General features: G+C 61.3%; 11 protein-coding genes. All 11 read right to left on the bottom strand.

Going from position 1 to position 13,119, the window contains the following annotated elements; genetic code table 11:
* Positions 1-2: 2 nt before the first annotated feature.
* The 11 genes from tsaB to mutS all read right to left on the bottom strand — a co-directional run bounded on the left by tsaB (position 3) and on the right by mutS (position 13,047).
* Positions 3-659, bottom strand: a complete 657-nt coding sequence (tsaB, locus tag GGD46_RS18450; RefSeq protein WP_184706506.1) for a tRNA (adenosine(37)-N6)-threonylcarbamoyltransferase complex dimerization subunit type 1 TsaB — start codon at positions 657-659, stop codon at positions 3-5.
* A 123-nt stretch (positions 660-782) separates the two neighbouring features.
* Positions 783-1,349, bottom strand: coding sequence for a NifU family protein (locus GGD46_RS18445; protein WP_184706504.1), 567 nt, complete (start codon positions 1,347-1,349; stop codon positions 783-785).
* Between the two features lie 116 nt (positions 1,350-1,465).
* Positions 1,466-1,957: a universal stress protein gene (locus GGD46_RS18440; RefSeq protein ID WP_184706502.1), complete on the bottom strand. Its 492-nt coding sequence runs from the start codon at positions 1,955-1,957 to the stop codon at positions 1,466-1,468.
* Positions 1,958-2,033: 76 nt separating this feature from the next.
* Positions 2,034-2,867 carry a PhzF family phenazine biosynthesis protein gene (locus GGD46_RS18435; RefSeq protein ID WP_184706500.1) on the bottom strand — a complete coding sequence of 278 codons (834 nt, stop codon included), beginning with the start codon at positions 2,865-2,867 and terminating at the stop codon, positions 2,034-2,036.
* Positions 2,868-2,939: 72 nt separating this feature from the next.
* Complete coding sequence (gene trpS / locus GGD46_RS18430; protein ID WP_184706498.1) at positions 2,940-4,004, bottom strand: tryptophan--tRNA ligase; 1,065 nt, start codon at positions 4,002-4,004, stop codon at positions 2,940-2,942.
* A gap of 110 nt (positions 4,005-4,114) precedes the next feature.
* The gene (locus GGD46_RS18425) at positions 4,115-4,507 is read right to left on the bottom strand and encodes a VOC family protein (RefSeq protein WP_184706496.1); all 393 of its coding nucleotides are present in this window, start codon (positions 4,505-4,507) and stop codon (positions 4,115-4,117) included.
* Between the two features lie 172 nt (positions 4,508-4,679).
* Entirely contained in the window at positions 4,680-5,144 is a 465-nt protein-coding gene (locus tag GGD46_RS18420; protein WP_184706494.1) for a GNAT family N-acetyltransferase, read from the bottom strand.
* Positions 5,145-5,199: 55 nt separating this feature from the next.
* Complete coding sequence (murJ, locus tag GGD46_RS18415; protein WP_184706492.1) at positions 5,200-6,804, bottom strand: murein biosynthesis integral membrane protein MurJ; 1,605 nt, start codon at positions 6,802-6,804, stop codon at positions 5,200-5,202.
* A complete protein-coding gene (locus GGD46_RS18410) occupies positions 6,801-9,716 on the bottom strand; it encodes a [protein-PII] uridylyltransferase (RefSeq protein WP_184706490.1) in 2,916 nt (971 codons plus the stop codon). The genes murJ and GGD46_RS18410 overlap by 4 nt, the downstream gene beginning before the upstream one ends.
* Positions 9,717-9,963: 247 nt before the next feature.
* Positions 9,964-10,278, bottom strand: a complete 315-nt coding sequence (locus GGD46_RS18405) for a hypothetical protein (RefSeq protein ID WP_184706488.1) — start codon at positions 10,276-10,278, stop codon at positions 9,964-9,966.
* 27 nt (positions 10,279-10,305) lie between these two features.
* Complete coding sequence (mutS, locus tag GGD46_RS18400; RefSeq protein ID WP_184706486.1) at positions 10,306-13,047, bottom strand: DNA mismatch repair protein MutS; 2,742 nt, start codon at positions 13,045-13,047, stop codon at positions 10,306-10,308.
* Positions 13,048-13,119: the final 72 nt, after the last annotated feature.

The raw sequence follows: 13,119 nt of genomic DNA, 5'->3' as shown, positions 1-13,119 counted from the left end.
TTCTACTGCCTGGCAACTGCGTATCCGGCCTGCGGTCTGGCATCGGGTCCGCGAAGATAAAGCGGCTTCGGCTTTTCGCCGGCAGGTTTGCCAGCGCCCAGCCGGGCGACGATGGCAATCGGAAATGCGTCTGGCCGCTCCGCCGGCGGCGCGTCGCTCAACCGGGCGACAGCCGTTCCGGTGACGACGCCGTCGAAGGCAGCGGCAATTGCCTGCGCTTCGTCGATCGTCACGGCCCGAGCCTCGTCCAGCGGGTTGCCGTCGACATCGAAGCTCTGGAGATAAATCTCCTCGCGCTTGGCATCGATCGCAGCCAGAACCGACTTGCCCGGATTCTGTGTTCTGGCAGTCGCAGCCATGACCTCGAGGGTCGTGACGCCGATTGCTGGAACGTTGAGGGAAAGCGCAAAGCCGCGGGCGGCTGCAACGCCGATGCGGATGCCGGTGAAGGAACCGGGACCGACGGTCACGACGACACGTTCGACGGCCGAAAGCGCCGTGTTGGCTTTCGCCAGCGCTTCGTCGACGACGTGCATCAAATGTTCGGCATGCCCCCGTCCGATCGTTTCCGTGACCTCCCCCATCACAGAATCACTGCCGCTATCATACACAGCGGCAGCGCAATCCACACCTGCCGTGTCGAGCGCCAGTACGATCATATCAATTTTTCCGAAAAGCCGCGCCTGAGGCGCGGTTGGCTTGTCTTAAAATGCTCCAGTATGGCATCGCGACGTTCTGGCATAATCCTATCCAAAAACCGCCGCGCACCTTTGGAACCATGCTTAGACGGCTTCGACTTCCTGCACCTCGGGCACGAAGTGGCGCAGCAGGTTCTGCACGCCATGCTTCAGCGTCGCCGTCGAAGACGGGCAGCCTGCGCAGGATCCCTTCATATTGAGATAGACCTTGCCGTCGCGGAAGCCGCGGAAGGTGATATCGCCGCCATCCTGGGCAACGGCAGGACGGACGCGGGTATCGAGCAGTTCCTTGATGGTCAGCACGATGGATTCATCGCCTTCATCGAAGAATTCGCCGCCGGCATCCCGCGCTTCGGACAGAACCGAGCTGGAGCCCATGACAGGCTTGCCGGACATGAAATGCTCCATGATCGAACCAAGGATGGCAGGCTTCAGATGCTGCCATTCCTGACTTTCCTTGGAGACGGAGATGAAGTCGTAGCCGAAATACACGCCGGTAACGCCCTGGATTTCGAAGAGGCGGGCAGCAAGCGGCGAAGCCTCAGCTTCCTCGGCGCTGCGGAATTCAGCCGTACCGCTTTCCATCACCACCTTGCCCGGCAGAAACTTCAGGGTCGCGGGGTTCGGTGTCGCTTCGGTCTGAATGAACATCTTGATCTCCATGCGGCGGGCACAAACCCGGTCCCAACTTTAGAATATTTCAAAAGAAATAGGCCTTTTGGCCGCTCAATTCAAGAGAGTGTTTCTCAAGAAATGGCTGGCTTTTATCAGCTGAGCGCGTCGATTTCCTCGTTCGTCAGCGTATCCGGCAGCACGGTGACCGGGATCGGAAAAGCGGCGGCGCGGCCGGCGATCGACGAAACAAGTGGGCCTGGCCCTTCCTTGGCGGAGCCGGCGGCCAGAACGAGCAGCGCGATGTCCCGATCCTCTTCGATCACTGCATTGATCTGTTCGGCCGAAGCCCCCTCGCGAATGACGATTTCGGGATCGATGCCGACATTCTCGCGGACACTCTGGGCTGCCTTGGCGGTCGCCGCCTCGGCCTCCTCACGCGCTTCCGCCCGCATGATCTCTTCGACGCCGAGCCATTGTTGGAAATCGCCCTCGGGGATCACATAGAGCAACACGAGGCCGCCATTGGAATTCTTGGCGCGCCGGCCGGCATAGTGAACGGCGCGCTGGCATTCGGGAGTGCCGTCAATGACCGCCATGAACTTGCGGCGATGGCCTTCTAGTCGTGAAAGTCGTGTGGATACCATGAGACGACTCTGACATCGAAGTCCGTGCCGTGGCAAGCCCCGTTTTTAGACCCAATGGCGGTTGCCGTTCAGTGACCTAAAAGTCCATGAGCCTTGCCTCACCCGACACTCGGATGGAGCTTCCAACCGCGGTCGGGATATCGGCATGCAGGCGGGATCGCATTCCCATATCCTCACCCTGGATGACCTCGATGGATCCGCCATGCGGCCAGGCAATGTCGCGCAGATATCCGGCAAAGGCCGCCGTTGAAGCCCCGGTCGCGGGGTCCTCATAGACACCGCCCGACGCAAAGGCATTGCGTGTATGGAACAATTGCCGCGTTTCGGCGTAGGCAAGGAGGATCGTGACCAAACCTTCGCGGACCATCAAAGTGCGGCCGGCATCAAGATCGTAGGCCATGGCGGCAAGCGCATCGCGGGATTTCAGGGCCAGCATGAAGTGATCGGCGCCGCCGTGGATCAGCGCTGCGGGAATGGCCGGATCCAAGTCGTCGGTCGAATAGCCGAACAGTGCCAGCACTTCCGACACCAGCTCGGGCGTCGGCGCCTTGCTTCGCGTGGGCGGCGACTGTAAGGCCGCCGTGAGCACATCGCCTTTCCGGTGCCCTTCGACGGTGATATTGGCCTCGTTGAGCGCGAGCGCAAAAATTCCGTCCCCCTCCTGCAACGCAAAGGCCGCACCAAGCGCGATCGTCGCATGACCGCAGAATGGAACCTCCGACTGAGGAGAAAAATAGCGCACTCTCCAGCCTTGCCCTTCGGGGCAGGCAAAAGCGGTTTCGGAGAACCCGACCTCGGCTGCGATGCGTTGCATCTCGGCGGCCTCAGGCAGGACATCGGCTATCAAGACGCCGGCGGGATTACCGCCAGCTCCATTTTCCGAAAAAGAAGCAATCCGCAGAATATTCAAAATCGGCCCATCCGTTCGCTGGTCTTGGCGCGCCACTTAGGTAACGCGCCAACCGATAAGATATCAAAAGTCTCAATAGAGAAAGCCGATAATGTCGCGAACCTGCTTCATGGTGACGTCGGCGCGGGCACGAGCGCGGGCGCTGCCGTCGCGCAGAACGGCGTCGATATGGCCCGGGTCTGCCATCAGGCGACGCATTTCCGTCGTGATCGGCGAGAGCGCGTGCACGGCAAGATCAACCAGCGCCGGCTTGAACACCGAGAACTGCTGGCCGCCGAACTCCGCGAGAACGTCAGCCTTCGACTTGTCGGCAAGAGCTGCGTAGATGCCGACCAGATTGTCGGCTTCCGGGCGGCCCGCAAGACCGGCGATTTCGCTCGGCAAGCCATCCGGATCGGTCTTTGCCTTACGGATCTTCTTGGAAATGTTCTCCTCGTCGTCGAGCAGGTTGATGCGCGAGAGGTCGGAAGCGTCTGACTTCGACATCTTCTTGGTGCCGTCGCGCAGCGACATGACGCGCGGCGCCGGGCCATCGATCAGCGGCTCGACCATCGGGAAATAGGCATGCACCGGCTCATCGCCAACGGTGATGTCGATGCCATAGCCTGTGCGGCGGATATGCTCCATGTAATCCAGATTGAACTTCATGGCGATGTCGCGGGTCAGCTCCAGATGCTGCTTCTGGTCGTCTCCGACAGGAACATGCGTGGCACGATAAAGCAGGATGTCTGCGGCCATCAGGCTCGGATAGGCGTAGAGGCCGAGCGAGGCCTGCTCGCGGTCCTTGCCGGCCTTGTCCTTGAACTGCGTCATGCGGTTCATCCAGCCGATGCGGGCAACGCAGTTGAAGATCCAGGCAAGCTCGGCATGGCCCGGCACGGCCGACTGATTGAAGACGATATGCTTTTCCGGGTCGATGCCGGCGGCGAGGAAGGCCGCGGTGATCGAGCGCGTCTGGTTCGGCATGTCCTCATGCACGAGCTGAGCCGTCAGCGCGTGCATGTCGACGACGCAATAGATGCAGTCGTTGTTGGCCTGCAGGGCCACGAACTTGCGGATCGCGCCGAGATAGTTGCCGAGGTGGAGGTTGCCGGTAGGCTGAACGCCGGAGAATACGAGCGGCTTGAATTCGGTCATGTCATCCTCAAAAGGCTTGTGGAGGGCCCGGGTGAGCGGCGCTCAACCCTTGGTTCGAGCGGCTTATGCACGCGGTATCGACAGGGATCAAGAGGCTATGTGCCACAGCCTCAGGAAGAATGCTGGATCAGGTCCCAGGTGTTGCCATAGGGATCGGCAAAGACGGCCACCGTGCCATAGACCTCATGGCGCGGCTCCTCCCGGAACTTGACGCCTTTGGCCAGCATCGCGGCGTGATCGCGGGCGAAATTATCGGTCTTGAGAAAGAAGCCGACGCGGCCGCCGGTCTGGTTGCCGATCGCGGCGCGCTGGCTGTCGCCTGCCGCCTGGGCGAGCAATAAGGCCGCCCCTTCCGCGCCCTTCGGCCTGACGACGACCCAGCGCTTGCCCGTCGGCTGCACCTCATCGTGGAGACAATCGAAACCGAGGCAATCGCAATAGAAGGCCTTGGCACGATCATAGTCGTCGACGACGAGGGCAACCAGAAAGAGGGACTGAGGCATTGGATAACTCCGCATGTGATGAAATCACCTCCCGCCGAGCTTGCAGGGAGAGAGCACAGACAGGCGACTATGGACAAAGAGCGCGCGCGCAGCAAACCGGATTGATCGTGTTCTTGCTCTTAAGGTCTGCGCGATGATGCATCCTGCCCGCAAACGCTTCGGAGAACCGCCTTTATTGGACCGGACGAAGCGACTTGGCCAGCTCCGGCGCCGAGGCGAAATCCGTCTGGACCATGCCAATCAGACGATAACCCGCAGCCTCATAAAAAAGGCGCGCCCTCTCATTGGCAACGACGTGCATCCGAGCGGCTCCCAATACTACCGCACGGGCTTCGGCTGCTGCCAGCAGCTGGGCTCCGACGCCATTTCGCCAAAGTGAGGGAGCTACGAAGAGGTCTTCCAACTCAGCCTGAGAAGCATCATCTCCGGGCAGTATGGTTACAAATCCCGCGATTGTTCCCTCTAGCTCCGCGACGATGATGTGCGGCAGATGCTCCTGCGAGACCTGCCGTGCATCCGGCAAGTTCTGCAGTTCCTCGACAAAGTCTCCCCACGCGACCGACGCACGAAACTTCAGCTCGCCAAGCTCGGTGAGATCGGCCTCGCGTGCCTCACGCAGATGAATCTGCATCTTCATGCGGCGACGGCTTCCTTGCTGCTCGGTTGCCGCGTCGGGCCGCCAAGAGGCTTGCTCATTCGCCATTCACCGTCTTCGCATCGGGAGCGGCGGCTGCCGGACGCTTGCGGTTGATGTTGCGGCGGATCATGCCGAGATCGGCGCCGCCGATCAGGAAGGCAACAACGAAATAGACTGCCATGGCGATGGCGATCAGCAAGCCGAGCGTGCTGACCTTGCTGACGAGAGTTGTGCCAGACGCCAGATATTCTCCCCAGCGGTGCTGGAGATAGATGATGACTCCGGTCATGACGCCAGCCGCAACGAGCAGCAGAGCGGTGCGACGGGCAAGGGCCCATTCCCAGGCAAGATGACCCCGGCGCAAAAGCGTCGTGAAGAGCAGGACCGTGCTGATCCAGCCGGCCGTCGCCTCGGCGACTGCGATGCCGGGCGCCCCAAGATAGGGGAAGAGGCTGAGCGCGATCGCGCAATTGGTGGCGACGGCGACGGCGGAGAAGCGCATCGGCGTCTTCGTGTCCTCGCGGGCATAGAAGCCCGGCTGCAGCGCCTTGATCAGCACGAAGGCCGGCAAGCCCAAACCGTAGATCGCCAGGATCGAGCCGACGATGATGGTGTTTTCCTGATGGAAGGCGCGGCGCTCGTAGAGCACGCGGATGATATCGTCAGAGAGAACCCAGAGCGCCATGGCGGCCGGCAAGGTCAGGAACAGCACGAATTCGATCGAGCGGTTCTGCAGATTGCCGGCTTCCTTCACATGACCCGACTTCAGGGCGCGCGCCAGCTCCGGCAGGAGCACGACACCGACGGCGACGCCGACAACACCGAGCGGCAGCTGATAGATGCGATCAGCATATTGCAGGGCTGCAATCGCGCCTTCGCGGCTCGACGCAATCGCCTGGCCGATCATCTGATTGATCTGGGTGATGCCGCCGGTGACGGCTGCCGGAATGGCGAGGATCAGCAGGCGCTTGACGTTCGGCGTAAAGTGCGGCCAGCGGAAACCGATATTGATGCCGGCAAACCGCACGCCGATATAGACGACGAGCAATTGCAGGACACCCGCAACAAGCACGCCCCAGGAGAGATACCAGGCGGTCTGTAGCGGCAGAGCGCCGAAATAGAGCGAATAAAACAGCGCGCCGATCATCACGACGTTAAGGAAGACGGGCGCCACGGCCGCCGCGAAGAAATGATGCAGCGAATTCAGCATGCCGCTCATCATCGCCGTCAGCGACATGCACATGAGATAGGGGAACATCACGGCCGCCATGCGCACCGTGATCGTGAACTTGTCTGGATCATCGGCAAAACCGGGCGCGATGATCCAGCGCACGATCAGCGGCATGCCCAGTTCCATCACGACGGTGATCAGGAACAGGACCGAGAAGAGAACGCCGAACACCTCTTCCGAGAAGCGTTTCGCGCCCTCGATACCGTTCGCCTCGATCTCCTTGGCAAAGAGCGGCACGAAGGCGGCATTGAAGGCGCCCTCGGCAAACAGGCGGCGGAAGAGATTCGGAAAGCGGAAGGCGGCGTAGAAGACGTCAGCCATCGGGCCGGTGCCGAGGGCTGCGGCCATCAGCGTTTCGCGAGCAAAGCCGAAGATGCGGCTGCCGAGCGTCGCGCCACCGACCGTGATGAATTTCTTGACTAGGCTCATACGGCTGAACCGGCTTTCTTTTCAGTGTCTGGGGTTTCGGCGGCAACGGCACGCGTGGCGGCCGGCGCGATGATGCCGGACGGCATGCGCTCGCGCATTTCGTCCTCCTCACCCGCCATCACAGCCTTCAGGCGCGCGGTAATGTTGGCCCGCTTGTTTTCGTTGGCGATCTTCTGCCCGACCAGATCGGTGACGTAGAAGGTGTCGATCACCTTCTCACCAAAGGTGGTGATACGGGCAGATTGAATATCGAGCGACAGATCCGAGAGGACGGCCGTTATCTCCGACAAGAGGCCGGTGCGGTCGAGACATTCGACCTCAATGACCGTGAACTTGTTGGAGAGGCTGTTGGTGATGATCACCGATGGCGGGATGACGAAGGCCTTGTTCTTGCGCCGGTTCTTCGAACGTGTCGCAATGACTTCCGGCAACCGCTTGCGACCGGCCAACACATCCTCGATCATCTTGCCGATGGTGCCGGCACGGCGCAGCTCGTCGGCATCGTCGGCAAATTCGCGGCTGACATGGATGGTGTCGAGAGCGCGGCCGTCGGATGTCGTGAAGATCTGCGCGTCGGCAATATTGGCGCCGGCCGCAGCGCACGCGCCGGCGATGACGGTCAACAGGCGCGGATGGTCGGGCGAGAGCACGGTGATCTCGGTAATGGCATGGAAGCTGTCGGTGCGGACCATGGTGGCGAGCACCTTGCCCGCTTTATCCGTCTGACGGATGAACTTCGTATGCCGAACCTGATCTTCCAGCGGCACCGATAGCAGATAGGGCTGATAGTGCAGCTTGACGTAGTTGTCCCGGTCCTTCCTGCTCCAGTCGGCAAGCGCCTCGTCGAGCGCCTGAGCAGCGGCCTCTGCGCGCTCCTTGCGCGACACTTCGGAGAAGCCGCCGGCCAGCAGCAGCTCGGTCTCATAATAGAGGGTGCGCAGCAGCTGACCCTTCCAGCCGTTCCAGACGCCGGGGCCGACGGCGCGAATATCGCAGACCGTCAGGATCAGCAGCATCTTCAACCGGTCGAGCGACTGCACGCGGTCGGCAAAATCGATGATCGTCTTGCGGTCCGTCAAATCGCGGGTCTGAGCGACCATCGACATTGTGAGATGCTCGGCGATCAACCAGACCACAAGCTCCGTCTGCTTCGGCGAAAGACCGAAGCGCGGGCAAAGCTTGCGTGCCACCTTGGCGCCGGCTTCCGAATGGTCCTCTTCACGGCCCTTGGCGATATCGTGTAGAAGGACTGCAACATAGAGGGCGTCACGATCCTCGATGCCGGGCATCAGCTTGTTGGTCAGCGGATGGATATCCTCAACCTTGCCCCTGTCGATCTCCGACAGCACCTCGACGGCGCGGATCAGATGCTCATCCACCGTATAGTGGTGATACATGTTGAACTGCATCATCGAGACGATCTTGCCAAATTCCGGGATGAAGCGGCCGAGCACGCCGGCCTCGTTCATGCGGCGGAGGATCAGGGCCGGATCGCGTTTCGACGTCAGAATGGAAAGGAAAAGCCGGTTCGCCTCCTCGTTCTCGCGCAGATCGTTGTCGATCAGATTCAGCGAGCGCGTGACGCGCTTCAGGGCATCCGGGTGGAATTCCAGCCCGTTGATATCGGCGACGAAAAACAGCCGGATCAGGCTGACAGGGTCGCGCTTGAAGACATCGGGATTGGCGAGCGCGATACGGCCGCGATCCTCGACGAATTCGACGGTGCCGGGGATCTTGCGCGAGCGATTGGCAAAGCGGCTGATGACGCCGGTAAGCCCCGGCGTGGCCTTCGCCTGCTGGTCCTCGAGCGCGGCGCAGAGGATGCGCGTGAGATCGCCGACATCCTTGGCGACAAGGAAGTAGTGCTTCATGAAGCGCTCGACGGCGGAAAGGCCGGGGCGAGCGTGATAGTCGAGCGCTGCCGCGATATCGCGCTGGATATCGAAGGAGAGCCGCTCCTCCGCCTTGCCGGTCAGGAAATGCATGTGGCAACGCACGGCCCAGAGGAAATCCTCCGCCTTCTCGAAGAGGCGGTATTCCTGCTTCGAGAGGACCCCGAGCTTCACCAGTTCGACCGGATCGCGGACATGGTAATAATATTTAGAGATCCAGAACAGCGTGTGCAGGTCGCGCAGACCGCCCTTGCCTTCCTTGACGTTCGGCTCGACCAGATAGCGGGTATCACCGGCCTTGCGATGGCGCTCGTCACGCTCGGCAAGCTTGGCGGCGATGAATTCCGGGCCGGTATTGGTGACGATTTCCTTGTCGAAACGCGCCTGCAGCTCACGGGTCAGGGGCTCGTTGCCGCAGATATAGCGGGTTTCGAGAACCGCGGTGCGCACCGTCATGTCGGATTTGGCCTGACGGATACACTCCTCGACAGTCCGCGTGGCGTGGCCGACTTTGAAGCCCATGTCCCAGAGCATGTAGAGAATGAACTCGACAGCCTTGTGGGTCTCGCCGTCCGGCTTCGGGTGGAACAGAAAAAGAAGATCGATATCCGAACCCGGCGCCAGCGTATCGCGCCCATAGCCGCCAACGGCTGTGACGGAGAAACTGCCGGCCTGCTTCGGATAAACGTGCTGGACCGTGAAATCGTAGAGAACCGTAATGATCTGGTCCTGCAGCCAGGATATACGGTGCGCGCAATCCAGGCCGCCGCCCTGAGCATCCAGTAGACGCCGGGCCTCTTCGCGCCCTTCCTGGCTCGCCCTTTTCAGAAGAGCGAGCAGCGCTGACCGTTCATCGTTCTTGTCCAGATGGCGCTTGGCAAGTGCCTCGCATTCCGCCCTAAGTGCGGAAACGTCGAGAACAGCCGGAAAATCGATGTCATGCATTTCCATGCTCTGCCGACCGGATTCCTGTTCTTTGACGGCGGGCCGCCGCCGGCGCGCCTGTCCTTTTGTCTGCATGCGCTATAGCCTCTTTGCCGGGCGATTGACACAGGCAATCTGCGCCCGCATTCATCATCCGGCGTGAGCCAAGCCCGTCGAGCCGACAATCTCGGCATTTTATCGGGTCAAGGTTGATGAAGCGTGACGGCAATCAACGCAGAAATCGGCGGTTTTAGGGCGAGAGCATGATGCCGAAAGGTGTCAGCGGCTTTCGACCGATATCATGCTCTAATTCCTTGATTCCAAAATTGATTCAGACTTCAAGTCAAATTGACCTTAGGTCTGAATCCACTTTGGGCATCTCAAGCGTCCGCCTAAGCTCGTTCAAGCTATGAAGGATGTTGCGCGACTGGGCACCGATCTGCATCACCATTTCGCGCTCGCACTCCCAGTAACCGGCCTTGGCAATGCTGGAACAGATGTCGGAAATGCGGCTACACGACAAGGTGATATTGAGAAGGCCGCGATCGGACTCGCAATCCGGTGCTTCGCCCTCGCCGCAGATCTTGCCGCGCGCGGCGATCGGAGAAAAGCGCTCGGCCAGAATCCGGACTTCGGCGAGAAGATTTTCGAGATGCATGCTTTTATCCTTGGAAGTCGCCTTCGATCAGCCGGCTTTGTTCAGGGTTTTCTTCAGCTCGTAGAGCACATCGAGGGCGGCTCGCGGCGTAAGGTCATCGAGGTCGAGCGTCTTCAACCTCTCTTCGACCTTTGACGGCTCACGCCGCCCGACGGCCTCCTCGCGGCGAACCGCGACCTGGAAGAGAGGCAGATCATCGATGAGTTGGCTTGCCGGATTCTTGCGGTCCGCATCTTCGAGGCGCGTCAGAACGTCGCGGGCACGCGCCACCACGGAAGCCGGCAGGCCGGCGAGACGCGCCACCTGGATACCATAGGAGCGGTCGGCAGCCCCCGGCCCGACCTCATGCAGGAAGATGACGTCGCCATCCCATTCCTTGACGCGCATGGTAGCGTTGGAAAGCCGGCCGAGCTTCTCCGACAGAACCGTCAACTCATGGAAATGCGTGGCGAAGAGGCCACGGCAGCGGTTGGCCTCATGCAGATGCTCGACGGCGGCCCAGGCTATGGAGAGGCCATCGAAGGTCGCGGTGCCGCGACCGATCTCGTCGAGGATGACGAGGGAACGTTCGGTCGCCTGATTGAGGATCGCCGCCGTCTCGACCATCTCGACCATGAAGGTCGATCGTCCCCGCGCCAGATCGTCAGAAGCGCCAACGCGCGAGAAGAGGCGGTCGACAATGCCGATATGGGCTGATGCTGCGGGCACGAAGGAGCCCATCTGCGCGAGAATGGCAATCAGCGCGTTCTGGCGCAGAAAAGTCGATTTACCGCCCATGTTCGGGCCGGTCAGCAGCCAGATAGCGCCGTCCTTGCCGTCGGACTTCGGCGAGAGATCGCAATTGTTGGCGACGAACGGGCCGCCGGCCTGACGCCGCAATGCCTGCTCGACCACCGGATGGCGACCGCCTTCGATCGCAAACATTCGGCTGCCATCGACGACGGGCCGGCAATAGGCCTGCTCTTCGGCAAGCAGCGCCAGTCCGGCCGCGACGTCGATCACCGAGAGCGCACGGGCACCGGCCTTGATCGCCTCGGCCGCAGCCACGACGGCCGCGACCATGCGATCGAAGGCTTCGAGCTCGATGGCGAGCGCCTTGTCGGCCGCATTGGCGATGCGGCTTTCGAGATCGGCGAGTTCCGTGGTGGTGAAGCGCATGGCATTCGCCATGGTCTGGCGATGGATGAAGCGCGCCTTGGCTTCGCTCGTATCCGTCATCGGCCCGGCATTGCCGGCCGTCACTTCGATGAAATAACCGAGCACGTTGTTATGCTTGATCTTCAGCGACTTGATACCGGTTTCCTCGGCATATTGCAGCTGCAGGCCGGCGATGACGCGGCGCGACTGGTCGCGGAGTGCCCGCACTTCGTCGAGCTCGGCATTCGCGCCTTCCCGCAGGAAGCCGCCGTCACGCTTCAGCAAGGGCAATTCGTCGGCCAGGGTCGCGGCGAGCATCGCTTCGAGATCGGCGGGCAAGGCGCTGAGCCCGGTGAGTGCTGCCTTCAACTCCTCAGGCAGGAGCGCCGCTCCGAGCATGCGGGCAACGTCAGTCGCGGCTGCCAATCCCTGACGGATCGCCCAGAGATCACGCGGGCCGCCGCGGTCGAGCGCAAGGCGCGACAAGGCGCGCGGCATATCGGGCACATGCTTCAGGGCAGCTCGCAGATCGCTTGAAAGTGATGGCTCGTCAGCCAGGAAGCCGATCGAATCCAGACGTTCGTTGATGCGCTGGGGATCGGTAAGCGGCGACATCAACCGTTCGGCGAGGAGGCGAGCGCCACCGCCGGTCACGGTGCGATCGATCGCCTTCAGGAGCGAACCATTGCGATCGCCGGAAAGCGTTCGCACCAGTTCGAGATTGGCGCGGGTGGCGGGATCGATGAAGAGTGTCGAAGCGCCGCTTTCGCGCTCCGGCAGGCCGAGCGGCGGCCGTTCGGCAAGCTGGGTCTTTTCGACATAGGCGATGGCAGCAGCAGCTGCTGCCAGTTCGGCGCGACTGAAGGTGCCGAAACCGTCGAGCGTCGACACGCCGAAGTAACGGGTGATGCGCCCCTCAGCGCTGGCGCTGTCGAACAGCACGGCCGGCTGCGGAACAGCGGTGCGCCCGAGAATATCGAAAATCGGCTTCAGTTCCGGATCGTGGAACATCGTATCCGGCAGGATCAGCTCTCTCGGATCGATGCGCAGGATATCGGCGAGCAGTCGCGAAGCTTCCGTCTCGGCGAGACGAAAGACACCCGTTGAGATATCGATCCAGGCGAGCGCAAGCTGCGGCTCGGCACCACCGCGAATGCGGGTCAGCGTCATCAGGTAGTTGGATTCCGAAGGCGAAAGCAGTTTTTCTTCGGTAATCGTGCCTGGGGTCACCAGGCGCACGACGTCGCGGCGAACAACCGATTTGCCGCCGCGCTTCTTCGCCTCGGCCGGGTCTTCCACCTGCTCGCAGACGGCGACGCGGAAGCCAAGCGCGATCAGCTTCTGCAGATAGTCGTCGGCGGCATGAACGGGCACGCCGCACATCGGGATATCCTGCCCCATGTGCTGGCCGCGCTTCGTCAGCGTGATGCCAAGCGCGCGCGACGCATCGATGGCGTCCTCGAAGAACAATTCGTAGAAATCGCCCATGCGATAGAACAAAAGCGAACCGGGATTGTTCGCCTTGATCTCGATATATTGCTCCATCATCGGAGTTGCCGAAGCGCGGCTTTCCTCCGAGGCAAGCTCGGCGGCCGAGAAAGCATCGATGCTGGTGTTTATACGTTCGTTCACGGAGGTGCAGTTTTTCCAAAAAATGAGGTGTCACCCTATCCGCGCGCCGGTATAGAAGACAACAGCTATCGG

This window comes from Martinezella lusitana, from assembly GCF_014207095.1.
GTDB classification, from domain to species: Bacteria; Pseudomonadota; Alphaproteobacteria; order Rhizobiales; family Rhizobiaceae; genus Rhizobium; species Rhizobium lusitanum_B.
Note: the sequence above shows the minus strand (reverse complement) of the source record. Positions and strands in the feature narration are given on the sequence as shown.

What these genes read in the sequence shown, in the direction of transcription:
- tsaB (WP_184706506.1), bottom strand. Translation starts at nt 659, where the DNA reads ATGATCGTACTGGCGCTCGACACGGCAGGTGTGGATTGCGCTGCCGCT.
- GGD46_RS18445 (WP_184706504.1), bottom strand. Translation starts at nt 1,349, where the DNA reads ATGTTCATTCAGACCGAAGCGACACCGAACCCCGCGACCCTGAAGTTT.
- GGD46_RS18440 (WP_184706502.1), bottom strand. Translation starts at nt 1,957, where the DNA reads ATGGTATCCACACGACTTTCACGACTAGAAGGCCATCGCCGCAAGTTC.
- trpS (WP_184706498.1), bottom strand. Translation starts at nt 4,004, where the DNA reads ATGACCGAATTCAAGCCGCTCGTATTCTCCGGCGTTCAGCCTACCGGC.
- GGD46_RS18425 (WP_184706496.1), bottom strand. Translation starts at nt 4,507, where the DNA reads ATGCCTCAGTCCCTCTTTCTGGTTGCCCTCGTCGTCGACGACTATGAT.
- GGD46_RS18420 (WP_184706494.1), bottom strand. Translation starts at nt 5,144, where the DNA reads ATGAAGATGCAGATTCATCTGCGTGAGGCACGCGAGGCCGATCTCACC.
- murJ (WP_184706492.1), bottom strand. Translation starts at nt 6,804, where the DNA reads ATGAGCCTAGTCAAGAAATTCATCACGGTCGGTGGCGCGACGCTCGGC.
- GGD46_RS18410 (WP_184706490.1), bottom strand. Translation starts at nt 9,716, where the DNA reads ATGCAGACAAAAGGACAGGCGCGCCGGCGGCGGCCCGCCGTCAAAGAA.
- GGD46_RS18405 (WP_184706488.1), bottom strand. Translation starts at nt 10,278, where the DNA reads ATGCATCTCGAAAATCTTCTCGCCGAAGTCCGGATTCTGGCCGAGCGC.